The sequence below is a fragment of the Candidatus Symbiopectobacterium sp. NZEC151 genome, from assembly GCF_025962655.1.
In the GTDB taxonomy this organism is placed as follows: Bacteria; Pseudomonadota; Gammaproteobacteria; order Enterobacterales; family Enterobacteriaceae; genus Symbiopectobacterium.
The window spans coordinates 197,292-220,601 of sequence record NZ_JAGFPE010000002.1 but is presented as its reverse complement, the minus strand read 5'-3'; the positions used below and the strand labels follow the sequence as shown (position 1 = coordinate 220,601).

General features: G+C 53.8%; 22 protein-coding genes and 1 other RNA gene. 11 read left to right on the top strand and 12 right to left on the bottom strand.

Annotation, left to right across the window (positions count from 1 at the left end; all coding sequences use genetic code 11):
- Positions 1 to 100 precede the first annotated feature (100 nt).
- Both J5067_RS09130 and J5067_RS09125 read left to right on the top strand, forming a co-directional pair.
- A complete protein-coding gene (locus J5067_RS09130) occupies positions 101 to 433 on the top strand; it encodes a ComEA family DNA-binding protein (protein ID WP_264644939.1) in 333 nt (110 codons plus the stop codon).
- Between the two features lie 139 nt (positions 434 to 572).
- Positions 573 to 1,001 carry a thioesterase family protein gene (locus tag J5067_RS09125; RefSeq protein WP_264645081.1) on the top strand — a complete coding sequence of 143 codons (429 nt, stop codon included), beginning with the start codon at positions 573 to 575 and terminating at the stop codon, positions 999 to 1,001.
- 50 nt (positions 1,002 to 1,051) lie between these two features.
- Here the strand turns inward: J5067_RS09125 and queC are convergent, their stop codons facing one another.
- Both queC and J5067_RS09115 read right to left on the bottom strand, forming a co-directional pair.
- The gene (gene queC, locus J5067_RS09120; RefSeq protein WP_264650944.1) at positions 1,052 to 1,750 is read right to left on the bottom strand and encodes a 7-cyano-7-deazaguanine synthase QueC; all 699 of its coding nucleotides are present in this window, start codon (positions 1,748 to 1,750) and stop codon (positions 1,052 to 1,054) included.
- A gap of 95 nt (positions 1,751 to 1,845) precedes the next feature.
- Positions 1,846 to 2,919: a PLP-dependent cysteine synthase family protein gene (locus J5067_RS09115; RefSeq protein ID WP_319802386.1), complete on the bottom strand. Its 1,074-nt coding sequence runs from the start codon at positions 2,917 to 2,919 to the stop codon at positions 1,846 to 1,848.
- Between the two features lie 290 nt (positions 2,920 to 3,209).
- Here J5067_RS09115 and J5067_RS09110 point away from each other — a divergent pair, with 290 nt between their 5' ends.
- The 5 genes from J5067_RS09110 (at position 3,210) to amtB (ending at position 9,333) form a co-directional block, all read left to right on the top strand.
- Positions 3,210 to 3,671, top strand: coding sequence for an Lrp/AsnC family transcriptional regulator (locus tag J5067_RS09110; protein ID WP_264644941.1), 462 nt, complete (start codon positions 3,210 to 3,212; stop codon positions 3,669 to 3,671).
- A gap of 155 nt (positions 3,672 to 3,826) precedes the next feature.
- Positions 3,827 to 5,596: a SmdA family multidrug ABC transporter permease/ATP-binding protein gene (locus J5067_RS09105; protein ID WP_264650943.1), complete on the top strand. Its 1,770-nt coding sequence runs from the start codon at positions 3,827 to 3,829 to the stop codon at positions 5,594 to 5,596.
- Positions 5,589 to 7,367, top strand: coding sequence for a SmdB family multidrug efflux ABC transporter permease/ATP-binding protein (locus tag J5067_RS09100; RefSeq protein WP_264644943.1), 1,779 nt, complete (start codon positions 5,589 to 5,591; stop codon positions 7,365 to 7,367). The genes J5067_RS09105 and J5067_RS09100 overlap by 8 nt, the downstream gene beginning before the upstream one ends.
- A 301-nt stretch (positions 7,368 to 7,668) precedes the next feature.
- Entirely contained in the window at positions 7,669 to 8,007 is a 339-nt protein-coding gene (glnK, locus tag J5067_RS09095; protein WP_195315229.1) for a P-II family nitrogen regulator, read from the top strand.
- A 33-nt stretch (positions 8,008 to 8,040) separates the two neighbouring features.
- Positions 8,041 to 9,333 carry an ammonium transporter AmtB gene (gene amtB / locus J5067_RS09090; RefSeq protein ID WP_264644944.1) on the top strand — a complete coding sequence of 431 codons (1,293 nt, stop codon included), beginning with the start codon at positions 8,041 to 8,043 and terminating at the stop codon, positions 9,331 to 9,333.
- A gap of 83 nt (positions 9,334 to 9,416) precedes the next feature.
- On the opposite strand, the gene tesB is transcribed toward amtB, so the two are convergent.
- Positions 9,417 to 10,283 (bottom strand): acyl-CoA thioesterase II, encoded by an 867-nt coding sequence (tesB, locus tag J5067_RS09085; protein WP_264644945.1) that lies wholly within the window; start codon positions 10,281 to 10,283, stop codon positions 9,417 to 9,419.
- A gap of 258 nt (positions 10,284 to 10,541) precedes the next feature.
- Here tesB and J5067_RS09080 point away from each other — a divergent pair, with 258 nt between their 5' ends.
- Entirely contained in the window at positions 10,542 to 11,057 is a 516-nt protein-coding gene (locus tag J5067_RS09080) for a YbaY family lipoprotein (RefSeq protein ID WP_264644946.1), read from the top strand.
- A gap of 13 nt (positions 11,058 to 11,070) precedes the next feature.
- On the opposite strand, the gene J5067_RS09075 is transcribed toward J5067_RS09080, so the two are convergent.
- Positions 11,071 to 11,388, bottom strand: coding sequence for an MGMT family protein (locus J5067_RS09075; protein WP_264644947.1), 318 nt, complete (start codon positions 11,386 to 11,388; stop codon positions 11,071 to 11,073).
- A gap of 198 nt (positions 11,389 to 11,586) precedes the next feature.
- Between J5067_RS09075 and ffs the strand changes: the two genes are divergently transcribed.
- An RNA gene (ffs, locus tag J5067_RS09070) (signal recognition particle sRNA small type) lies at positions 11,587 to 11,683 on the top strand.
- Between the two features lie 491 nt (positions 11,684 to 12,174).
- Here ffs and J5067_RS09065 read toward each other — a convergent pair.
- The 6 genes from J5067_RS09065 to J5067_RS09040 all read right to left on the bottom strand — a co-directional run bounded on the left by J5067_RS09065 (position 12,175) and on the right by J5067_RS09040 (position 18,250).
- Entirely contained in the window at positions 12,175 to 12,378 is a 204-nt protein-coding gene (locus J5067_RS09065) for an HHA domain-containing protein (protein ID WP_195315224.1), read from the bottom strand.
- 62 nt (positions 12,379 to 12,440) lie between these two features.
- The gene (tomB, locus tag J5067_RS09060) at positions 12,441 to 12,809 is read right to left on the bottom strand and encodes an Hha toxicity modulator TomB (RefSeq protein WP_252319656.1); all 369 of its coding nucleotides are present in this window, start codon (positions 12,807 to 12,809) and stop codon (positions 12,441 to 12,443) included.
- Positions 12,810 to 13,307: 498 nt separating this feature from the next.
- Positions 13,308 to 13,448, bottom strand: a complete 141-nt coding sequence (gene ykgO / locus J5067_RS09055) for a type B 50S ribosomal protein L36 (protein ID WP_195315222.1) — start codon at positions 13,446 to 13,448, stop codon at positions 13,308 to 13,310.
- 30 nt (positions 13,449 to 13,478) lie between these two features.
- Positions 13,479 to 13,727, bottom strand: coding sequence for a type B 50S ribosomal protein L31 (locus J5067_RS09050; protein WP_264650942.1), 249 nt, complete (start codon positions 13,725 to 13,727; stop codon positions 13,479 to 13,481).
- Positions 13,728 to 13,890: 163 nt separating this feature from the next.
- Positions 13,891 to 17,037 carry an efflux RND transporter permease subunit gene (locus J5067_RS09045; protein ID WP_264644948.1) on the bottom strand — a complete coding sequence of 1,049 codons (3,147 nt, stop codon included), beginning with the start codon at positions 17,035 to 17,037 and terminating at the stop codon, positions 13,891 to 13,893.
- 16 nt (positions 17,038 to 17,053) lie between these two features.
- Complete coding sequence (locus J5067_RS09040) at positions 17,054 to 18,250, bottom strand: efflux RND transporter periplasmic adaptor subunit (RefSeq protein WP_264650941.1); 1,197 nt, start codon at positions 18,248 to 18,250, stop codon at positions 17,054 to 17,056.
- A gap of 142 nt (positions 18,251 to 18,392) precedes the next feature.
- Between J5067_RS09040 and acrR the strand changes: the two genes are divergently transcribed.
- Both acrR and mscK read left to right on the top strand, forming a co-directional pair.
- The gene (gene acrR / locus J5067_RS09035) at positions 18,393 to 19,058 is read left to right on the top strand and encodes a multidrug efflux transporter transcriptional repressor AcrR (protein WP_264644950.1); all 666 of its coding nucleotides are present in this window, start codon (positions 18,393 to 18,395) and stop codon (positions 19,056 to 19,058) included.
- A 126-nt stretch (positions 19,059 to 19,184) separates the two neighbouring features.
- Positions 19,185 to 22,550, top strand: a complete 3,366-nt coding sequence (gene mscK, locus J5067_RS09030) for a mechanosensitive channel MscK (RefSeq protein ID WP_264644951.1) — start codon at positions 19,185 to 19,187, stop codon at positions 22,548 to 22,550.
- A 6-nt stretch (positions 22,551 to 22,556) separates the two neighbouring features.
- Here the strand turns inward: mscK and rsmS are convergent, their stop codons facing one another.
- Both rsmS and J5067_RS09020 read right to left on the bottom strand, forming a co-directional pair.
- Positions 22,557 to 22,727 (bottom strand): pleiotropic regulatory protein RsmS, encoded by a 171-nt coding sequence (gene rsmS, locus J5067_RS09025; RefSeq protein WP_264650940.1) that lies wholly within the window; start codon positions 22,725 to 22,727, stop codon positions 22,557 to 22,559.
- Positions 22,728 to 22,749: 22 nt separating this feature from the next.
- Positions 22,750 to 23,286, bottom strand: coding sequence for a primosomal replication protein (locus J5067_RS09020; RefSeq protein WP_264644953.1), 537 nt, complete (start codon positions 23,284 to 23,286; stop codon positions 22,750 to 22,752).
- Positions 23,287 to 23,310 lie beyond the last annotated feature (24 nt).

Below are 23,310 nucleotides of genomic sequence, written 5' to 3'. Positions count from 1 at the left end.
CCGCTTTCGCGGCCTTTTCCACATTTGCACGCTGTGGTTTGTGTCATCTCCCTTATTTCGGCACCCTGTACCTGCCAATTAATCAATAGGGAGATACCGTATGAAAAGGAAAGGAATGTCAGCACTGTGTTTGTGTCTGGCCCTGGGATTATCCGCTTTCACAGGTGGGATACTGGCGAATACGGGAGATGCGGCAGCAAACAGCGGTGCCTCATCGGCCCCGGCAACCGCATCGACGCAGGACACCGTAAATATCAATACGGCGACCGCGCAGCAATTGACTCAGCTACAAGGGATTGGCGCGCGCAGAGCGGAGGCGATTGTTCAATATCGCGATGAGAATGGCCCTTTTACCGATATTGAACAGTTGCAGGAGGTGCCCGGCATCGGGCCGACGCTGATTGAGAACAACCGAGCCCGCCTCGTGTTGTAAGCATCAGATTGGTGGCAATCCTGCTCTCGACTGCCATGCCTGCACGGCAGTGCGGTTATTCACTGCCGTTATTTTCTGCTAACCTTAGCAGCAGGTCCAACCAGTTTGTGGCGTTAATCTGTTTAGGAGTCATTACGTGGTGCATACCTTTATTACCGTTCGCGGCTTTCACATCGATGTCTATCAGCATGTTAATAACGCGCGCTATCTGGAGTTCATGGAAGAGGCTCGCTGGCAATGGCTGGAGAATTTGCCCGCTTTCCAGTGGATGCAACAGCACGACATTGCGTTTATCGTGGTCAATATCAACATCAATTATCGCACCCCGGCGGTATTAGGGGACGTGTTGCGTATAGAAAGCGCGCTGTTGCACCTGAATGCCAAAAGTGGGGTGATTAGCCAAAAGATGGTGCGTACTGTGGATGAGGCTTCGGTGGTCGATGCTACCTTAACCTTCGTATGTATCGATCTGACAACGCAAAAGGCATTGCCGCTGGAAGGCGAGCTGCTGGCGCATTTGCAGGCGTTTATGCAGCCGCCATCACCCGAAGATTCAGCGGTAGCCTAGTGAGGGCGCGGTGCCAGGTGAGCGCCTGCTTGCCCCGCTATCCGGTGATATTATTGCAAACCTGTTTTGCGTTTCATTGATGCCATCACCCCGACCCGATCCTGTTGGTACTGCGCTAAGCCGTTTGCACGCAAATGGCACGCCGCACAGTGGCCGCAGCCGTCGCCCTGAATGCCGTTGTAGCAGGTCAGCGTCTGGTTGCGTACCGTATCCAAATGGTGGTAGTGGTCAGCCAACGCCCAGGTTTCCGCCTTGTTGAGCCACATGAGCGGCGTAATAAACTGAATATCACGGGCGATACCGAGCACGATAGCCTGATTCAAGGCTTTGACAAACTCATCGCGACAGTCAGGATAGCCCGAAAAGTCGGTCTCACAGACGCCAGTGATCACCGCTTGCGCACCGACCTGGTAGGCGTAAATGGCAGCCAGCGTAAGAAACAGAATATTGCGCCCGGGCACGAACGTGCTGGGAATGCCGGACGCAGAGGCGTCGTAATCCGGCACGGCGATGTTGTCGCGCGTCAGGCTACTGACAGCCAACTCATTGAGTAAACCGACGTCCAGCACTTTGTGCGCTTTGGCACCCAATTGGTTTGCAAGCGCGCGCGCAATATCGATTTCCGCCCGGTGGCGCTGACCGTAATCGAATGTGACACAGTGCACTTCATCATACAGGCTGAGTGCCTGAATCAGGCAGGTGGTGGAGTCCTGCCCGCCGCTGAAAACGACAACCGCGCGTTTTGTCATTGCTGTACCTTTGATGCTCAAGGGCAATGTGCCCTGTGTGACGTAAAAGGTACATGCTATAGCAAAACCGCGTCGTTTTCAGCGTTAACGCGGTATCAGGCCAAAATCAGCTCGGGCTGACGTTGCGCTTGCCCCGCGTTGAGCTGTGCCAGATACGGGCTGATATCGCCGATGTGTTGCGCTACCCATTCGGCGTTGTAATAGGTATCCAGATAACGCTCCCCGCTGTCGCACAGCAAGGTGACAATCGCCCCTTGTTTGCCCTGCGCACGCATCTGGTTAGCCAGTTGCAACATGCCCCAGACGTTAGTACCGGTAGATGCGCCTACCTTGCGCCCCAGAATGCCCTCCAGCCAATACAGGGTGGCAATGCTGGCCGCATCCGGCACCTGCATCATGCTGTCGATCACGTCAGGAATAAAAGACGGTTCTGCGCGTGGGCGACCAATCCCCTCAATTTTACTGCTGCAATGCCCCGTCAGAGCGCGGTCACGCTGGTGGTAGTAGTCAAAAAACACCGAGTTCTGCGGATCAACCACCATCAACTGTGAGTCGATACCCTGATAGCGGATGTAGCGCCCTAAGGTGGCTGAGGTGCCGCCAGTGCCTGCACTCATCACGATGTAATCGGGAACCGGATAGGGTTCACGCGCCATCTGACGGAAAATGCTGTCAGCGATATTGTTATTGCCGCGCCAATCGGTAGCGCGCTCGGCATAGGTAAACTGATCCATATAGTGACCGTTCAGTTCACGGGCCAGTTGCTCCGATGCGGCGTAAATCTGACTGGATTGCTCAACGAAGTGGCAGTGTCCACCGTAGAAGGTAATCTGTTCCACTTTACGTTTGGCGGTACAGCTGGGCATCACGGCAATAAAAGGCAGGCCCAACAGGCGGGCAAAATAGGCTTCCGAGATAGCGGTGCTGCCGGAGGACGCTTCAATAATGGGCGTGCCTTCCTTTATCCAGCCGTTACACAAGCCATACAGAAACAGGGAGCGCGCCAGACGATGTTTCAGGCTGCCGCTCGGGTGCGTGCTTTCATCTTTGAGATAGAAGTAAATCCCTGGATAGTGCGGTAACGTCAGGCGAATCAGATGGGTATCGGCTGAACGCTGAAAATCCGCTTCGATAGCGCTAATGGCCTGTTTCACCCATGCCGTTGTCATGATATTGCTCTCTTTACCTGTTTTGCATTTATAGGGATAGCCTATCCGTTTTTGCAGAAAAAAGGATTGTTTTTTTAAACTTCAATTAGTGTTTTAAGGGTGTGAATTTCTTTTATATTTCTTTATTGGAGATTATTTTTCTCTTATTTTGAATTTATATGGAAATTAACGTGTTTTTATCGTCCTGGCGAGCGATGATAGAATGAAAAAGAGCGGGTTTTCCCGCACTTTGGTTGCCTTTTCATTCTGTTGCGCGTGAAATAGGGTAAAAATGATTCTGGAATGCCGCTATGCTGGATAAAATCGATCGTGCACTGCTCAACCTGTTGCAACATGACTGCACCTTGTCGTTGCAAACGCTGGCCGATGCGGTGCATTTGACATCGACCCCCTGCTGGAAACGTCTAAAACGTCTGGAAGAAGAGGGCTATATCCGTGCTCGCGTTGCGTTGCTGGATAATGAACGTCTCGGGCTGGGGTTGACGGCTTTTGTGCTATTAAAAACGCAGCAGCACAATAGTGCCTGGTATGAAAAATTTTCCCAAGTGGTGTCCGATATGCCCGAAGTGTTGTCCTTTTATCGCATGGCGGGAGAATATGATTACCTGATGCAGGTTCAGGTCGCCGACATGAAAAGCTATGATAATTTTTACAAACGTTTGGTCAGTGGCATTCCCGGCCTGATTGATGTGACCTCCAGTTTTGCCATGGAGCGGATAAAGCACACCACCGCACTCCCGATCGTGCCATGATGAATCTCCTCTCTGAGATTCTGCCTTTGGAACAGCGCTTGCCGCCTTGCTGCAACCCGAATTATTTCGGGTATAAATGATGACGCGCATAAGCTTTCTGTATAATGGGCCTGTGATGTTTCGCAGCCCTTTCTGGAAAATGGAATAACAACAGCGTGCGACTTTTTGCTCAATTGGCCTGGTATTTTCGTCGAGAATGGCGGCGATACCTCGGGGCCGTGGTTCTTCTTATCATTATCGCCATCCTGCAACTGCTGCCACCCAAGCTGGTTGGTGTGATTGTGGATGGCGTTACGCGCGATGTGATGCCAGCGGCGACGGTGATGAAATGGATCGGCGTGATGCTGCTGATCGCCGTCATGGTGTACCTGTTGCGTTACGTGTGGCGCATCTTTCTGTTTGGCGCTTCATACCAGTTGGCCGTGGAACTGCGTGACGATTTCTACCGCCAGTTGAGCCGCCAGCATCCGGCCTTTTATCTGCGCCATCGCACCGGCGATCTGATTGCCCGTGCCACCAACGATGTCGATCGCGTGGTGTTTGCCGCCGGGGAAGGGGTGTTGACGCTGGTGGATTCCATGGTAATGGGATGCGCGGTGTTGGTGGTGATGAGTACCCAAATCAGCTGGCAGCTTACGCTGTTGGCGCTGTTGCCGATGCCCATCATGGCGTTGGTGATCAAACACTATGGTACGCAACTGCACCAGCGCTTTAAGGGCGCGCAGGCGGCGTTCTCTTCGCTTAACGATCAGGCGCAGGAAAGCCTGACCAGTATTCGCATGATCAAAGCCTTTGGGCTGGAGGATTACCAGTCGAACCGTTTCGCAGCGGTGGCGGAGGATGCGGGGCAAAAAAACATGCACGTAGCTCGGGTCGATGCGCGTTTCGATCCGACGATTTATATCGCCGTCGGTTGCTCGCACCTGCTTGCCGTTGGCGGCGGCAGTTGGATGATTATTCAGGGGACGTTGACGTTAGGACAACTGACCAGTTTCGTGATGTACCTGGGCCTGATGATTTGGCCGATGCTGGCGCTGGCGTGGATGTTCAACATCGTGGAGCGCGGTAGTGCGGCTTACGGGCGCATTCGTCAACTGTTGAATGAAGCCCCTGTGGTGGCAGACGGCGATGCAGTACTGCCACCGGGCCGCGGTAGCCTGGAGGTTGATATTCACGCCTTTGCTTATCCGCAACAGTCGCGTCCGGTGCTCGACCGGGTGGCGTTCACGCTCGCGCCGGGCAACATGCTGGGACTGTGTGGCCCCACCGGTTCTGGTAAAAGTACGCTGTTGGCCTTGATCCTGCGCCATTACGATCTTGATGACGGCGAGATTCGTTTTCATGGTTTCCCACTCGCGACGCTGAATCTGGATAGCCAGCGCCAACGTTTTGCGGTGGTCGGGCAAACGCCATTTTTATTCTCTGACACGGTGGCGAACAATATTGCACTCGGCAACCCCGGTGCCACGCTGGCGCAGATTCAACATGCTGCACGTCTGGCCAGCGTCCATGACGACATTACGCGCTTACCGCAAGGCTATGAAACGCAAGTGGGTGAGCGCGGCGTGATGCTTTCCGGTGGACAAAAACAGCGTATTGCCATTGCGCGCGCGCTGCTGCTGGACGCGGAGATCTTGGTCCTTGATGATGCGCTGTCGGCGGTTGATGGGCGCACCGAGCACAACATTTTGCAAAACCTGAAACGTTGGGCGGAGAAACGCACCCTGATTATCAGCGCGCACCGTCTTTCTGCCCTCACCGAAGCCGACGAAATTCTGGTTTTGCAGCAGGGTTGCGTGGCGCAACGCGGTAACCATGGCGCGTTAGCGTCGCAAGCCGGGTGGTATCGCGACATGTTTCGCTATCAGCAGTTAGAGGCGGCGCTGGATGAAGAGCCGGTCAAGGGAGAGATGACAATTGGCTAACGCAAAGCAGTTATGGCCGACGTTAAAGCGGCTGTTGGCGTATGGTTCCCCGTGGCGGAAATCCCTGCTGTTGGGCGTGGTGATGCTCTGGGTGGCGGCGGCGGCCGAGGTGGCTGGACCCGCGCTGGTGAGCTATTTCATCGATCATCTGGTAGCAAAAGGCAATATTCCTCTGGCAATGGCAGGGGGCTTGGCGGCGGTTTACATCCTGCTGCAATTGTCCGCCGCGCTATTGCATTATGTGCAATCGCTGCTGTTCAACCGCGTTGCGGTCGGGGTGGTGCAACAGTTGCGTATTGATGTGATGGATGCCGCGCTGCGCCAACCGTTAAGTACCTTTGATACGCAACCGGTGGGGCAACTGATTTCCCGGGTAACCAACGATACCGAAGTGGTGCGCGACCTGTATGTCACCGTGGTTTCTACTGTGCTGCGCAGCATGGCGCTGATCGGTGCGATGTTGGTCGCCATGTTCACCCTTGATTGGCGCATGGCGCTGATTGCCGTGATGATATTCCCCGCAGTGGCTATCGTGATGGCGGTCTACCAGCATTTCAGTACGCCGATTGTGCGGCGACTGCGCCGCTATCTGGCGGACATTAATGATGGTTTTAATGAAGCGATCTCGGGTATGTCGGTGATCCAGCAGTTCCGCCAACAGTCGCGCTTTGGTGACAAACTGGGGGCCTCAAGCCGTGCGCATTTCCAGGCGCGGATGCAGACGCTGCGTCTGGATGGCGTGCTGCTGCGCCCGCTATTGAGCCTGTTTTCCGCCATGGTGCTGTGCGGGCTGTTGATTCAGTTTGGTTTCAGCTCGGTGGGCACGGTAGGCGTTGGCGTGCTCTATGCCTTTATCAGTTATCTGGGGCGTCTTAACGAGCCGCTGATTGCGCTGACCACCCAGCAGTCCATGTTACAGCAGGCGGTGGTGGCCGGTGAGCGAATCTTTGAACTGATGGATGCGGTACAGCAGTCCTACGGCGAAGATACACGCCCATTAGCGGCGGGCAGCATCGAGATGGACAACGTTTCTTTTGCCTACCGGGATAATCAACGTGTCCTGAACCATATCAGCATGCAGGTGCCAGCGCGCGGCTTTGTGGCGTTGGTGGGGCACACCGGCAGCGGCAAGAGCACGTTAGCGAGTTTGCTGATGGGGTATTATCAGCCGGATGAAGGGGAAATTCGTCTCGATGGCCGTCCGCTGACGTCGTTATCCCATCAGGTATTACGACAAAATGTCGCAATGGTGCAACAAGACCCCATGGTTCTGGCGGATTCACTCTATACCAACGTTACGCTGGGGCGTGATATTCCTGAAGCGGATGTGTGGCGCGTGCTGGAAATTGTGCAACTCACTGCGCTGGCAACGGCACTGCCTGAGGGCATACACACCACCATCGGCGAGCAAGGTAATACGCTTTCTGTCGGGCAGAAGCAGCTCCTTTCTCTGGCCCGCGTGCTGGTGAAACCGCCCAAAATACTGATTCTCGACGAAGCGACGGCCAACATTGATTCCGGCACCGAGCAAGCGGTTCAGCGCGCATTGCGTCTTATCCGTCACCACACCACGCTGGTGGTGATTGCGCATCGTCTTTCCACCGTGGTTGAGGCTGACAACATACTGGTGCTACATCATGGTGAAACGGTAGAGCAGGGCGCACACGAGCAATTACTGCAACGTCGCGGGCGTTACTACCAGATGTATCAACTGCAACTGGCGGGGCAGGAGTTGGCTGCCAGCGAGGATGAACCGGTTTCCGTCGTCTGACGAAAGACACGCTGCCTGTCGCAGTCGTTTTTGATCCGCGCACCATCAACAGGCAGATGATTTTCATTTTTCCATGTCATGCACCGCAATTACGCGTCATGCACCAAATGGGTGCGTGACCTGTGCGCAACATCACATCTTTATCCTTTCCTTTTACTTCGCCAGCCGTGTTCCACGTTATTTCCCCGCGCAATTATCGGTTCCTTTCATTTGTGGCACAGCCTTTGCTTTATCCCTGTCGTGAAGGTTATTCGAAATGGTGGCGGGCGTAAGTCTGAACTCAATTGGTAAGGGGAAGATAATGAAACTGGTTACTGTGGTGATAAAACCATTCAAGCTGGAAGATGTGCGTGAAGCCTTATCTTCTGTCGGCATCCAGGGGCTCACCGTCACTGAGGTGAAGGGATTTGGACGCCAGAAAGGCCATGCCGAGCTGTATCGCGGCGCTGAATATAGCGTCAACTTTTTGCCGAAAGTGAAAATTGATATTGCCATCGCTGACGATCAGGTTGATGAAGTCGTTGATGTGATTAGTAAGGCGGCTTACACCGGTAAAATTGGCGACGGTAAGATTTTTGTTGCTGAACTGCAACGCGTTATCCGTATTCGTACGGGCGAAACTGACGACGCCGCACTGTAATGCCTGGCTGACGAAAAATTGGGATGGATGAAAATGAAAATACGTGTCTCTTCATTATTAGGCCTTGCCGCCGCAGCGTTACTTCCGTCGCTGGCAATGGCCGCTGATACACCGGCAATCGATAAAGCGGATAACGCTTTTATGATGATTTGTACCGCGTTGGTCCTGTTCATGACGCTGCCCGGCATTGCGCTGTTTTACGGCGGCCTGATTCGCTCCAAGAACGTGCTCTCCATGCTGACGCAGGTGACCGTAACGTTTGCCATGGTGTGCGTGCTGTGGGTTATCTACGGGTACAGCATGGCCTTTGCGACCGGTAATGCCTTCTTTGGCGGCCTGGATATGTTCATGCTCAAAGGCATCGAGCTGAAATCGCAATCTGGCACTATTTATCAACTGATTCACGTCGCGTTCCAGGCTTCCTTTGCCTGTATCACTGTCGCGCTGGTGGTCGGTGCGATTGCTGAACGTATCCGTTTCTCTGCGGTGCTGATTTTCGCGGCTATCTGGCTGACGTTCTCCTACCTGCCGTTGACGCACATGGTATGGGGCGGCGGTTTCCTGGCGGCCGATGGCGCGCTGGACTTTGCAGGCGGTACTGTGGTGCACATCAATGCCGCGGTTGCGGGGTTGACCGGTGCTTATCTGCTGGGCAAACGTGCTGGTTTCGGTAAAGAAGCCTTCAAGCCGCACAACCTGCCGATGGTGTTTACCGGTACGGCGATCCTCTATATCGGTTGGTTCGGCTTTAACGCAGGCTCTGCTGCTGCCGCGAACGAAATTGCCGGTCTGGCTTTCCTGAACACCGTCGTTGCGACTGCGGGTGCGATTCTGGCATGGGTTATCGGTGAGTGGATGGCACGTGGTAAGCCTTCTCTGCTGGGTGCCTGTTCCGGCTGTATCGCGGGTCTGGTTGCTATCACACCCGCCGCGGGAACCGTGGGCGTCGGTGGTGCGCTGATTATTGGTCTGGTCGGTGGTTTCGCTGGCCTGTGGGGCGTGACGGTACTGAAAAAATGGCTGCGCGTGGATGACCCGTGTGACGTGTTCGGTGTGCACGGCGTGTGCGGCATCGTCGGTTGTATCCTGACCGGGGTATTCACCTCCGCGTCTCTGGGCGGCACCGGCTACGCAGAAGGCGTTACCATGGCGCACCAGGTTTGGGTGCAGCTGTTCAGCGTGATCGTTGCGTTCATCTGGTCCGGCGTTGCTGCCTTCATCGCGTTCAAAGTGGCAGACCTGGCCGTTGGCCTGCGTATACCGGAAGAACAAGAGCGTGAAGGCCTGGATGTTAACAGCCACGGCGAAAACGCTTACAACCAGTAATTTCTACAGGATATGAAAAACGCGGGCCTTGGCCCGCGTTTTTTTTTGTTCAGGATTGTGGATAGTGCGCAACGCCTCTCTTTTTAAGGCGCATCATGCCGCCGCATGACCCCCTCCTGCACCGTTGAAGCCACCAGAATCCCCTCCCGGGTGTAGAATTGCCCACGCACAAAGCCACGGGCACCGGAGGCCGACGTGCTTTCTACGGTGTAGAGCAGCCAGTCATCAAGGCGGAAAGGGCGGTGGAACCACATGGAATGGTCGATGGTCGCGACTTGCATACCCGGCTCAAGAAATCCGACGCCGTGCGGTTGCAAGGCGGTGAGCAGGAAATTGCAGTCTGATGTGTAGCCCAGCAGGTATTTATGAATGCGCTCGTCATCGGGCATGGTGCCATTGGCTCTGCACCATACGTGGCGAACGGGTTCATCCACCTGACCTTTGAGTGGGTTATGAAATTTTACCGGACGCATTTCGATGGCGCGCTGTTGCAGAAATTTGTCACGAAACTGCTCAGGCAGTAGATGTACCATGCTCTGTGCAATCTCTTGTTCCGACGGCAAGGATTCTGGCGCAGGGACTTCAGGCATGGTGTTTTGATGTTCAAAGCCGCTCTCCTGACGCTGAAAAGAGGCGGTCATAAAAAAGATGGGCTTGCCGTTTTGGATCGCGCTGACGCGCCGTGCGCTAAAACTGTTGCCATCACGCAGGTTCTGCACATCGTAGACAATCGGTTTTCGGCTGTCTCCCGGCAATAAAAAGTAGCTGTGGAAGGAGTGCAGCCCTCGGCCCGCCTCGACGGTCTGTTTGGCCGCATACAGCGCCTGGCCGACCACCTGTCCGCCGAACACCTGGCGTAACCCTAAATCTTCGCTTTGTCCCCGGAAGAGTCCTTCCTCAATCTTTTCCAACTTCAGCAATTCGAGAAGATGCTGTAGTGCATGGCTCATGGATACTCTCCCTTGGTGGAAATAGTATGTTGGTAATGCGTAACGGTAAGTCATCAAACCGATAACGGCGGTCAGTAGGGTTCAGCATAGGTATTTTCGAAAAATGATAAATTCAGAATGTTGAACACTGCCAAATGGCTAATGTAGGTCATACTTTCATTATCGCGTCGGTGTAAGCATGCAGCGCAAAACCGTTACATTGTACGTTGCTGCTAATCCCTGACGTCGTTACAGACAATAACGAAAGGAGACTCGCCAATGAAATTATGGCATATCTTAGGTAGTATCACGTTATCTGTCGTGCTGACTGGCGCGGCGCTAGCCGCGACAACGGTCACCGATTCTCCGACCGCTTCACAAACCCAGCTCGCCATGCCGGCGGTCAGCGGCACCATTAATCTGCATCAGCGCATCGCGCTGCCGCCCAATGCAGCCTTAACGGTTACCGTTTCTGATGCCACCGTGCCGGATACGCCGTCGCGCGTGCTGGCGCAAAAAGTGGCGTGGACGGACGGCAAACAGGCACCGTTTATCTTCTCCTTGCCGTATAACCCTGCCGACGTGCAGCCGAATGCGCGTATTCTGCTCAGCGCCGCGGTGACCATTGATAACCGCGTTGTGATGGCGACGCAGGATTTCCCCGCAGTGATCACCAACGGTGTGACGCGCGCGGATTTGCTGTTGATTCCGGTGGAGTCGGTTGCACTGCCAACCCATTCGCAGGGAGGCCTATTGACCCCCAGTGCGCCAACACCGCTAAACACTGAGGGATAACACCTCATGGCTCTCAGGGCGTTTCGCCCTGCCAGCCATAGCGCGCGAGATCGATGTTGCCCTGACGTGTAAAGGTTACCCCCTCGGCCCTGAGCGCTTCGCGTTGGCGAAGGTAATCCGGGCCAGTTAGCGAAATTTCACCATGGCGATTTATCACCCGATGCCAGGGAAGTGAGCTGCCTTCGGGCAGCTTTTTTAATACGCCGCCGACCTGACGGGCAGCGCGTGCGGAACCCGCCAGGCGCGCCACCTCGCCGTAGGTGGTAACCTTGCCCCAGGGAATGGCGGCTACGACATGAAAAACGCGCTGGCGAAAGTTATCCTGCTCCATCGCTGCTCCTGTAAATACTACGATGAATCAACATAGTGGCACAGCTGCGCGGGCTTGCAAATGTGCGTTTCACTGGCCGAAAGGCTGAAATCGAATAAGAAAACACCGGTCGGCTGCGGTCAACTTGCAATTGAGGTGCGCATACCCGATAATGCCCACGCTCTGTACCACGCAGAGCCAACGAATCAATGGAGGCCCTGTCGGTTCTCCCGCAACATTACCCTGTGGACTCGGTCAGGTCCGGAAGGAAGCAGCCGCAGCAGGAGACGTGTGTGCCGGGATGTAGCTGGCAGGGCCTCCACCCTTTATGTTCACTTCTTTTTTTATTTTCCGCGCTTTTTTATTCTCATTGGTTTCATTCTGTTCTGCGTATTGAATACGTTTATTGATGACATCCGTTGCTGATGATTTGTTCTGTTCGTATTAACGCGCATGTGGATAAGCATGACAAGATATTGTTCCCTTGGGATAAGTAGAGGAATTTCACGGTAATAAAATTGCACCAAAAAAAGGCAATGGAGGCGACCAATATTGAGATCAATGCAGGTGATTTACAATTGTGATATTTACGTAAGCAAAGGGCTTGGAGAAAGTAAAACGCCAGCGATAACGCTGGCGTAAGATATTCACCCTAAATCATTTAGGTATATACCTGTCATACTTCAATTTGCATCTGCGTTGGCTGCCTTCACTCATCCGAATCACTGACGTGAGTATGCTCATCGGTGTTGCTTCTCTTGCTGCCTGGCTGAAAATCAAATTATTAGGGTATATAAACACAATGATTTAGCGTACGTATTTCCAAACGGCGGTAGGGACCTTGTCGTAAAGCTTGTTCATCGTCAGCTCCGCTAAACGATGATCGGCGGCGGAATAAAACATTTCCAGCTCATCGCTAGACAACTCATACTTGTTCTTCTCGATAACGCGTTCAAGCGTGTCGATCGTGGTACACTTGCGTAAGCGCATCAAATAATCAATTTTTTTCATGGCGACCTTTATCAAAACAATACCAGCACCTGGTGGTTAATTAATATAAAAGCATCTATTGCTTAAGATTTAGCAGATGAACAGACGTTCTCCTGTGAGAACATTCCTAATAACGTGGCTTTGGAGCGTTGCCAGCGTTGCAGTTCGGCACCATTAATCCCATAGTTACTGAACAACGCATAGGTGTCATCTAAATACTGCTCGACCCGTTTTGAAAGCTCGTCTTCATCGGGGTATTTTATTTTAAATGTCAGAATAAATGTAGCTATATGCTCAATCAATTCATTTAATTGGAGATTGATCGCAGATGTTGGGTCATTGACCCAGCCATGACTGCTATCCCCCAATGTGGCGATGCTTTCGTCACAGAGATTTTCACACAAGAATCGGAGTTGGGCAATATCATAATGTTTCGGTGAGTACTCATCCATATCGTTCACTCCGTCATGCTGTTATTCCACATTACCCCAGCTTGCCTTTGAAACCCGCAACGCTGATGGAACGTAATAGAAAACCCTGACAACAGTTGGTGACTCCTTGGGTTAAGTGATGAAATAAGCTCACATTTATCCTGATGGAGAGTGCGGATTACACGACATATCGCACCACCCATACGCTAACTATAGCAAAAGAATCACAGATTATCGCAAAAAATAAGTAAGGTTTTTGACCCTATTTAATCAGATAGACCCTCGGTATAGCCGATATATATAATAGGTGATACCGTGTTTCATAATATTACTTTATTAAATTATCTTACAAATTAGAGCGAGAATTATCTTATAAAGGTTACTTGGGTAGCTATATCATCACGAGGAGAAAGGAAATTACGGGTGTGGGTAACTGGCAATGGACTTTTATTAACGCGTTGATATGTAAAAAAAAGCCCTGAACAGGTCTAGGGCTTGAACGGTGTGTTGCTGTCATTATCAGCGTTTTTTCTTTCTGCCTTGCACGGCCTTAAAACGTGGATTTGTCTTACAAATAACATAAACCCGTCCGTGCCGACGTACAACTTTACAATCTTTGTGGCGCGTTTTCGCCGAACGTAGTGAACTGAGAACCTGCATACTTTCTCCCGCTGGAAATTACATATTTCGCTATTTTAAGAAATGGCCAAAACGCTTGTTAAAGCGTGCCGTACTTCCTTCTTTGGCATACTCTTTTTGTTTCCCGGTGTAATAGGGATGCGATGCTGACGATACATCAATGGTGACATAGGGATAGGTTACGCCGTCCCGCTCGATGGTACGATCTGTCTGGATGGTTGAGCCGACCATAAAATACACATCAGCACTGGTATCGTGAAAAGCCACGGTACGGTAGTGCGGGTGGATATTCGCTTTCATGAAAAACCTCATTGTTATGTTATAACATAACTTATTGTGCGCTTCTTCGGGCACAAGATCAACCCTGTTATGTCTGAGGGTTTAATGCGGCAAGGGCAGGGGGCGGTCAACACCGGCAGGCAAAAAAAAGGCCGCTTGCGCGGCCTTTGGAGGAATAACTCAGTTACGGTTTTTCAACGATATGGCTGTGTTCGATATCTTCATTTTTCTTGCTAAAGCGGCGGCGTACCACCACAAAGAAGACAGGAACAAAGAAGATCGCCAACACCGTTGCGGTAATCATCCCGCCCATTACACCAGTACCTACGGCGTTCTGTGCGCCGGAACCGGCACCGGAGCTGATGACCAACGGCACTACGCCGAGAATAAAGGCCAACGAGGTCATCAGGATGGGGCGCAGACGCATACGTACGGCATCAAGCGTCGCTTCCACCAGGCCTTTGCCCTCTTTCTCCATAAGATCTTTGGCGAATTCAACGATAAGAATAGCGTTCTTCGCCGATAGACCAATGGTGGTCAGTAGCCCTACCTTAAAGTAAACGTCGTTCTCCAGCCCGCGCATGGTAGCGGCCAGCAGCGCACCGATGATACCCAACGGCACCACCAGCATAACGGAGAAGGGAATAGACCAACTCTCGTACAGCGCGGCCAGACACAGGAACACCACAATCAGAGAAATGGCATACAGGGCCGGTGCCTGGTTACCCGACAGACGTTCCTGATAAGACATCCCAGTCCAGTCGTAGCCAATACCTTCCGGCAACTGTTTGGCGAACTCTTCCATCAGGGCCATTGCTTCACCGGTACTCTTACCCGGTGTGGCTTCACCCTGAATCTGCATGGACGGCTGTCCGTTATAGCGTTCCAGACGCGGTGAGCCGTGCGTCCAGTGGCTTTGCGAGAAGGAAGAGAACGGCACCATTTGGTTATTGCTGCCGCGAACATACCAACGCTCAATATCGCTTGGTAGCATACGGAACGGCGCATCAGCCTGCACATACACTTTCTTCACGCGGCCACGGTCAATAAAGTCATTGACGTAGCTGCCGCCCAGCGCGGTTGCCAGCGTGGCGTTGATATCCGACAGGGACACACCCAGCGCCTGGGCTTTTTCCTGATCGATATCGATACGGAACTGCGGAGTATCTTCCATGCCGTTTGGACGAACACCGACCACGGTATCAGGACGCTGTGCGGCCATTCCCAGCAGTTGGTTACGCGCCGCGGTCAGCTTCTCGTGCCCCAGGTTAGCCTGATCCAGCAACTGGAAGTCAAAACCGGTTGCGGTACCCAGCTCAACGATCGCCGGGACGTTAAAGGCGATAACGATCGCTTCCTTGATTTGCGAGAATGCGCCGTTAGCCCGACCGGCAATGGCACCGACCTTGTTTTCAGCACCAGGACGTTCGCCCCAATCTTTCAAGCTGGCAAACACCAGACCGGCGTTCTGTCCACGACCGGAGAAGCCGAAACCGTTAACGGTAAACACCGAGTTAACGTTGTCTTTCTCATTCTCCAGATAGTGTTTGGTCACACGTTCCAGCACGCGCTCGGTGCTCTCTTGGGTTGCACCTGCGGGCAGTTGCACCATGGTCAAGAGCACGCCCTGATCTTCTTCCGGCAGGAAGGAGCTTGGCAGGCGCATGAAAAGCACCGCGAGACCCACCACGATCAGCAGGTAGACCACCAGATAACGACCGGTACTGCGCAAAATGTTGGCAACGCTATCGGTGTAGTGGCTGGTGCTCTTTTCAAACAGCTTGTTGAACCAGCCGAAGAAGCCGGTCTTCTCGTGATGGTCGCCCTTGGCGATCGGTTTGAGCAGCGTGGCACACAGCGCTGGCGTCAGAATCAACGCCACCAGTACCGACAGCACCATCGCGGACACAATGGTGATGGAGAACTGGCGGTAAATGGCACCGGTAGAACCGCCCGTGAACGCCATCGGAATAAATACCGCAGACAGCACCAGCGCAATACCGACCAGCGCGCCCTGAATCTGCGTCATCGATTTCTTGGTGGCTTCCTTGGGCGGTAGCCCTTCTTCCATCATGACACGCTCGACGTTCTCCACCACTACGATGGCGTCATCCACCAACAGGCCGATGGCTAGCACCATGGCGAACATGGTCAAGGTGTTAATCGAGTAACCGAAGGCAGAAAGGATCGCGAACGTGCCTAACAGCACCACCGGCACCGCGATCGTCGGGATCAGCGTGGCGCGGAAGTTTTGCAGGAACAGGTACATCACTAGGAACACCAGCACGATGGCTTCCGCCAGCGTTTTTACCACTTCGTTAATCGAGATCTTAACGAACGGCGTGGTGTCGTAGGGATAAACCACTTTCAACCCAGCCGGGAAGAACTGCTGTAACTTACCCAACTCGGCTTTAACGGCGGATGCGGTATCCAGCGCATTGGCGCCGGTTGCCAGTTTAATCCCCACACCTGCGGCTGCCTGGCCGTTGTAGCGAGCAATCACGCTGTAATCTTCACCACCCAACTCGACGCGGGCGACATCACGCAAGCGCACCTGCGAACCGTCGGCGTTGACGCGCAACAGAATGTTGGAGAACTCATCGGCGGATTTCAGTCGCGTCTGGGCAATGATGGAGGCGTTCAGCTTTTGCCCCGGCAACGGCGGGGTACCACCCAATTGACCGGAGGCAATCTGGTTGTTCTGCACTTTAATGGCAGCCACCACATCGCCGGTGGTCATCTGGAAGCTGTTGAGCTTATTCGGGTCCAGCCAGATACGCATTGCGTATTGGGCACCAAACAACTGCACGTCACCGACACCGTTGGTACGGCTGAGCGGATCTTTGATATTGGCCGCCACATAGTCAGCGATGTCCTGCTGCGTCAGTGAACCTTCTTCAGAAATAAAGCCTGCTACCATCAGGAAGCTGCTGCTCGATTTCTGAACGCTGACGCCCTGTTGCTGCACTTCCTGCGGCAACAGCGGCATCGCCAGTTGCAGTTTGTTCTGTACCTGAACCTGAGCAATGTCCGGATCCGCTTTCGAGTCAAACGTCAGCGTAATCTGAACTGTGCCCGATGAATCACTGCTGGATGCCATGTACAACAGGTTATCGATACCGTTCATGTTCTGTTCGATAACCTGCGTCACGGAGTCTTGCAGTGTAGAAGCATCCGCGCCCGGGTAGTTCGCCGTTATTTCAATGGCCGGTGGTGCAATGGTCGGATATTGGGCGATAGGCAACTTGATAATTGCCAACGCCCCCGCCAGCATCACCATAATGGCGAGCACCCATGCAAAGATGGGACGATCAATAAAAAACTTAGCCATGAATTACAGGCTCCTGTTAAGACTTCGCGGGTTCAGACTGCGCAGGTTTTTCTTCACCATTCCCAGGTGCCGTCTCTTTTGCTTTGACGGGCGCGCCGGGTCTGATTTTCTGCAACCCAGTCACGATAAGACGATCGCCTGCTTTAAGGCCGGAGGTCACCAGCCAGTTGCTGCCGATAGCCTGGGCAGTCGTGAGCGTACGTGCTTCAACCTTGTCGCCTTCGCCAACCACCATGGCGGTGGCTTCACCACGCGGGTTGCGCGTCACGCCTTGTTGCGGCACCAGCAGCGCGTCATTGTTCACACCTGAATCGAGGCGCGCGCGCACAAACATGCCCGGCAGCAAATCGTGTTGCGGGTTGGGGAAGATGGCGCGCAGGGTGATAGAGCCCGTGGTTTCATCTACCGTGACATCGGAAAACTCCAGCGTGCCGTTTTGGGCATACTCAGTGCCGTTATCCAGCAGCAAACGCACGGTGGCTTTACCACCGGCTTGCTTCAGCGTGCCTTGCTCCAGCTCACGCTTGAGTCGCAGATAGTCATTGCTGGATTGCGTCACATCCACATAGATCGGATCGAGTTGCTGCACGCTGGTCAACGCTGTCGCCTGACCGGAAGCCACCAATGCCCCTTCGGTGACTGTCGATTTACCGACGCGGCCTGAAATCGGGGAAAGCACCTTGGTGTAGTTCAGGTTGATCATGGCTGAATCCACAGAGGCTTGCGCCGCTTGTACGCTGGCTTCAGCCTGACGCTGTGTGGCCAATGCCTGATCGTAATCCTGCTTGCTGACATAATTGGTGCCAACCAGCGGTTTGTAACGGTTTACGGTCAAACGGGCGATTTCTGCCTGAGCCTGTGCTTGCGCCAGCGAGCCTTTCGCGCTGTTTAAAGCCGCCTGATAGGTTGCCGGATCAATCTGGTACAGCGAAGTGCCCGCTTTCACGTCGCTCCCTTCGACGAAGTGACGTTTCTGAATAATGCCGCTCACCTGAGGCCGAACCTCGGCAATGCGGAATGCGTTAGTGCGCCCTGGAAGTTCGGTAATCACGTTCAGCGGTTGCGTTTTGAGGGTCACAATGCCAACTTCAGGTGCTTGCTGCCCGCCACCTTGATGCTGACCTTCATTTTTATTATCACACCCGGTGAGCGCTAAGCCGCCAGAAAGCATCAGGACTGCCGCCAGAGGCATAAGCCTTCTGTTTTTGTTCATAAATAAACCTCAAGTGTCCGATTTGAATTTGACCAATGGATCACAAGCCCTAAAACCCATTGCTGCGATAATCCTGCAAGCGTGTTATGTTACATACATTCGCGAATGTATGTAAATCACGCTTCCTTTAAAAAACAGCGCCATGGCACGAAAAACCAAACAGCAGGCCCAGGAAACACGAAAACACATTATTGATACGGCCTTACGCCTCTTCTCCGAGTTCGGCGTCTCCGCCACGTCGCTGGCGGGTATCGCAACCGCCGCAGGCGTCACGCGCGGCGCGATTTATTGGCACTTCAAAAACAAGGCTGAGTTGTTTGACGAAATATGGACGCTTTCAGATGCAAAAATCTGCGATTTCGAATCTGAGTATCAGGCAAAATTCCCCGATAATCCACTGCATGTGATGCGTGAGTTACTGATCTATATGCTGCGTTTGACGACGACCGACACCCAGTGGCGCTCGATAATGGAGATCATCTTCCATAAGTGTGAGTTTGTCGGTGAAATGTTACCGTCGTATAACGCCCGCAAGGCGCTCTATTTCTCCTGCTATGAACAAATTGAGGCCAGCCTCAATCACAGTGTTCAACTGGGTTTCCTGCCGTCCGATCTGCATTTGCGTCGTGCCGCCGTGACCTTGCGCGCCTATTTCTCCGGTATCCTGGAGAACTGGCTGTTTCTGCCTGAAAGCTTTGATATCCATCAGGAGGCGCCAACCCTGGTAGACAGCTTTATTGATATGCTGCGTTTCAGCCCAGCGCTCAGGCTGCCGCTTGCCACGACGGTACAAGAAAACGCCGACTAAAATTCAATCCGTTATAACACACTGTCCGTTATAATGAATCGTTACTTTTTCGTCGGGTTTGCTCCGTGCGTTTGCGTGCAGAACCGTGATATTCTTCGCCATTCTTTTTATGCCTGACGACGTATCATGTACTGCAAGTCCCTTTCTCGCGGCCTTGATTTCCCGCGTATTCTATCGATTGTTTCCCGCTGCGTTGCCCTTTTAGTGCTATTTTCCATTGGATTTTCCACTGTTGCACAAGCTGCGACCAGCAATGACATTCCCACGCGCAGTGAGATTCAAGGGCGACTGGACGCCATTGGCAAACAGAAAAACCTGACGGAAGCCGATAAGCTGACGCAGCAGGATCTCACGCACACGCTTGAGTATCTGGATACCATTGACCGGGTACGTCAGGAGACCGCGCAGCTAAAGCAGCAGGCGACGCAAGCGCCCGCTAAACTGCGTCAGGCGGCAGACGACCTGGCGGCGTTAAGCAATAACGATGTTGCTACGGCGTCGCTCGAGGCGCTCTCGCTGCGCCAATTGGAAACCCGTCTCAATGAGTCGCTGGATAACTTACAGTCGGCGCAGGAAAACCTCTCCACCTACAACAGCCAGTTGATCTCCCTGCAAACCCAGCCGGAACGCGTTCAAAGCGCATTAACCGCGCTGTCGCAGCGCAGCCAGAAGATTCGCAACCAGCTTAACGGCGTGGAGGCCAGCCAGAATGCGCTGCGCTCCAGCCAGCAAGCGCTGCTGCAAACCGAGCAGGCCTTGGTGGGTTTGCAAATGGAGCAACAGCGTAAAAGTCTGGAAGTGAACACCACGCTGCAAGATTTGCTACAGAAGCAGCGCGACTATGCCTCTGCCCAGATCAACCAGTTGGAGAAAATGGTGCAGGCGTTGCAAAGCGTGCTCAACGGCAAGCGACTCACGCTGTCGGAGAAAACCGCCAAAGAGGCGCAAACCTCGGAAGACGCGCAGCGCATCCAGGACAACCCGCTGGTGAAGGGGGAGCTGGAAACCAACCACCAACTCAGCCAGCGCCTGGTGGCGGCAACGCAGTCGAGCAATACGCTGGTGCAGGAAAGCATTCAGGTGAAGAACTGGCTCGATCGCACCCTGCAATCCGAACGTAACCTCAAAGAGCAGGTTACCGTGCTCAAGGGCAGTCTGTTGCTGTCGCGCATCCTGTATCAGCAGCAGCTCAGCCTGCCTTCTGCTTCTTCCATGAACGACATGAGCACGCAAATTGCCGATCTGCGTCTTGAGCAGTTTGAGATCAATCAGCAGCGCGATGTGCTGTTTCGTGGCGACGAATACATCAGCAAACTGATGGCGGCCAACAAGGGCGTTGCGCTGGATGACGAAGTGCACGATGCGCTGGGCCAGATCCTTGATACGCGACGTGAGCTGCTCGACCAGCTTAATAAGCAACTGGGCAACCAACTGATGCTGGCCATCAATCTGCAAATCAACCGCCAGCAGTTGGTCAGCGTCACGGCGTCATTGCAGCATACGCTGACGCAGCAGATTTTCTGGGTCAGCAGTAATAAACCGATGGACTGGACCTGGCTGAAAGAGCTGCCTGGCGGATTGAAACAGCAAGTGCGCCACTCCAGTCTGGCTTTCCAGTGGGACGACTGGCGTCAGGGGGCGTTACGGACGCTACTCTTTATTGTACCGATGCTGCTGGTGAGCGGACTTATCTATTGGCGGCGGCGTCTTATTGCCGGGTATATCGAGCGCCTGTCGAATGATGTCGGGCAACTAAAACGGGATTCGCAGCGCCATACGCCACAGGCATTGCTATTGGAAACCGTGATGGTGCTGCCGGGGATTATGCTGATCCTCGCGTTCGGTCTGTGCTTTCACTATGCCGAAAATGCCGTTGGCGATGCGGTGTGGGGCATGAGTCAGCAGTTTGCGCTGCTGTGGCTGGTGTTCGGTGTGCTCTATCGGGCGATGAAACCGGGTGGCATCGGTGAGCGGCACTTCAATTTTAGCGTTTCACTGGCGGCTCACTACCGTCGTCAGGCGCTGCGACTGGGCGGTGCGCTGCTGCCGCTGATCTTCTGGTCGGTTATCGGTGAGAAAGCGCCACTCTATCTGGTGGATGACGTGATCGGGCAGATTGTGATTTTCTGCAACCTGATCCTGCTGGGCATTCTGGTGTTTCCGCTTTGTCGTGACAGTTGGCGGGAAAAAGAGACGCACACTATCCGGTTGATTGTGATTACTGTGATGGCGATCCTGCCGTTGGTACTGCTGGGGTTGATGGTGTGTGGTTACTTCTACACCACGCTGCGACTGCTGGGGCGCTGGGTGGAAAGCCTGTATTTGTTACTGGTGTGGAACCTGGTCTACCTCACCACCATTCGCGGTTTGAGCGTTGCGGCGCGCCGATTGGCCTACCGGCGTGCGGTCGCGCGGCGTCAGAGCCTGAATAAAGAAGGGGCGGAGGGCAGCGAACCGGCACCGGAGCCGCCGTTGGCGCTGGATCAGATTGGTCAGCAATCGTTGCGTTTGACCACCATGGTGCTGTTGCTGATCTTCTCCGGCGTGCTCTATTGGATTTGGTCCGATTTGGTGACGGTGATGTCCTATCTGGACAGCATTACGCTGTGGCATTACAACGCGACCGTGGCGGGCAATGCCGTGTTGCAGGCGGTGACGCTGGGCAATCTGATGCTGTCGGTGGTGGTCGCGGTGGTGGCCTATGTGTTAATGCGCAACTTGCCGGGCTTGCTGGAAGTGCTGGTGTTGTCGCGTTTGCAATTGCGTCAAGGCACCTCTTACGCCATCACCACCATGTTGAGCTACCTGATCATGGCGGTGGGCACCACCACCTCGCTCAGTTCTATCGGGGTGTCATGGGACAAGTTACAGTGGCTGGTCACCGCGTTGTTGGTGGGGTTAGGGTTCGGCTTGCAGGAGATTTTCGCCAACTTTATTTCCGGCCTGATCATCCTGTTCGAACGACCGGTGCGCATTGGCGATACCATTACTATTGGCACCTATTCCGGCTCGGTCAGCAAGATTCGTATTCGCGCCACCACCATTACGGATTTCGATCGTAAAGAGGTGATTATCCCTAACAAGGCCTTTGTGACCGAGCGGCTGATCAACTGGTCGCTGTCGGACACCATCACGCGCGTGCTGATTAAGATTGGCGTGGCCTACGGCTCCGATCTGGACAAGGTGAAGGCGGTGTTGTTGCAGGCGGCGCATGAGAACAGCCGCGTGATGATCGATCCTGAGCCGCAGGTGTTTTTCCTGGCGTTTGGTGCCAGCTCGCTGGATCACGAACTGCGGCTTTACGTGCGGGAACTGCGCGATCGCAGCTATACGGTGGATGAGTTAAACCGCAGTATCGACAGGCTGTGTCGGGAAAATAATATTGATATCGCGTTTAACCAGCTCGAAGTCTACCTGCATAACAAACAGGGCAGTGAAGTGCAGGAGATAAACCGCGCGTTGGGCGGTAACGCGGCCGGTGAACCCGCCTAAGCGGGTTCATTGGTTGTCAGGCGCATGCTGGGTTACCGCATGCGCCTTGGATTGATAGTCGCGTTGCACAATCTCTAACGCCGCCAGCACCACATCGGGCGCGATATCGCTCTCTTCCAGCAGCATAATCAGGTCTACCGCCAGTTTGACCTCTGGCGGGGCATTTTCCAGCGACATGCGTTAGTTCCTTTGGTTGCGGTTACAGCCCTTGTTCACGCCTTTCCACCTGACGCTCCAAACGCGCCAGCGCCTGACGACAGCGCGCCAGTCGGCCCTCGAGCGCGGCTACCTCACGTTGCAACTGCTGCTGTGCGCTCAGCGTTGTCGCTCTGTCGAGTTGGCTTTCCCGGTCCTGAATCATCAGATTCAGGCGTCGTTCATAGTCCTGATGCTCTGCCAGCTTTTGGTACAAATCGCTGGCGATGGCGACCGGCGTCTTTTCCTGACGGCGTAACGCCTGTGTGGAGAGTTCCCGCTGTAAAGCACCGATCTGCGCGACCAATTTTTCCGTCATGAACGCGACGCGTTCGGTACGGTTTTCGGTTACCAGATGGCGCAAGGACTGAAAATTTTGCTCAACCTCACTCAGATAATCACGCAAACGCGTGCCATGCGATTGAAACAGCTGCCTGTCAAAACGGGAATAGGCCAACGGCCTGTCTGCCAGCGGAGCGACCGCCTGAGCCAACAGGACAAGTTGATGTTCCAACGCCTGAAGAAAGTGGTGGCGGTTCACGGGTTGACCCACATAATTAAATGA

Excerpts from the sequence above, each read along its gene's own strand:
- J5067_RS09130 (WP_264644939.1), top strand. The coding sequence starts at position 101 with ATGAAAAGGAAAGGAATGTCAGCACTGTGTTTGTGTCTGGCCCTGGGA.
- queC (WP_264650944.1), bottom strand. The coding sequence starts at position 1,750 with ATGACAAAACGCGCGGTTGTCGTTTTCAGCGGCGGGCAGGACTCCACC.
- J5067_RS09115 (WP_319802386.1), bottom strand. The coding sequence starts at position 2,919 with ATGACAACGGCATGGGTGAAACAGGCCATTAGCGCTATCGAAGCGGAT.
- J5067_RS09110 (WP_264644941.1), top strand. The coding sequence starts at position 3,210 with ATGCTGGATAAAATCGATCGTGCACTGCTCAACCTGTTGCAACATGAC.
- glnK (WP_195315229.1), top strand. The coding sequence starts at position 7,669 with ATGAAACTGGTTACTGTGGTGATAAAACCATTCAAGCTGGAAGATGTG.
- amtB (WP_264644944.1), top strand. The coding sequence starts at position 8,041 with ATGAAAATACGTGTCTCTTCATTATTAGGCCTTGCCGCCGCAGCGTTA.
- tesB (WP_264644945.1), bottom strand. The coding sequence starts at position 10,283 with ATGAGCCATGCACTACAGCATCTTCTCGAATTGCTGAAGTTGGAAAAG.
- J5067_RS09080 (WP_264644946.1), top strand. The coding sequence starts at position 10,542 with ATGAAATTATGGCATATCTTAGGTAGTATCACGTTATCTGTCGTGCTG.
- J5067_RS09075 (WP_264644947.1), bottom strand. The coding sequence starts at position 11,388 with ATGGAGCAGGATAACTTTCGCCAGCGCGTTTTTCATGTCGTAGCCGCC.
- J5067_RS09065 (WP_195315224.1), bottom strand. The coding sequence starts at position 12,378 with ATGAAAAAAATTGATTATTTGATGCGCTTACGCAAGTGTACCACGATC.
- tomB (WP_252319656.1), bottom strand. The coding sequence starts at position 12,809 with ATGGATGAGTACTCACCGAAACATTATGATATTGCCCAACTCCGATTC.
- ykgO (WP_195315222.1), bottom strand. The coding sequence starts at position 13,448 with ATGCAGGTTCTCAGTTCACTACGTTCGGCGAAAACGCGCCACAAAGAT.
- J5067_RS09050 (WP_264650942.1), bottom strand. The coding sequence starts at position 13,727 with ATGAAAGCGAATATCCACCCGCACTACCGTACCGTGGCTTTTCACGAT.
- J5067_RS09045 (WP_264644948.1), bottom strand. The coding sequence starts at position 17,037 with ATGGCTAAGTTTTTTATTGATCGTCCCATCTTTGCATGGGTGCTCGCC.
- J5067_RS09040 (WP_264650941.1), bottom strand. The coding sequence starts at position 18,250 with ATGAACAAAAACAGAAGGCTTATGCCTCTGGCGGCAGTCCTGATGCTT.
- acrR (WP_264644950.1), top strand. The coding sequence starts at position 18,393 with ATGGCACGAAAAACCAAACAGCAGGCCCAGGAAACACGAAAACACATT.
- mscK (WP_264644951.1), top strand. The coding sequence starts at position 19,185 with ATGTACTGCAAGTCCCTTTCTCGCGGCCTTGATTTCCCGCGTATTCTA.
- rsmS (WP_264650940.1), bottom strand. The coding sequence starts at position 22,727 with ATGTCGCTGGAAAATGCCCCGCCAGAGGTCAAACTGGCGGTAGACCTG.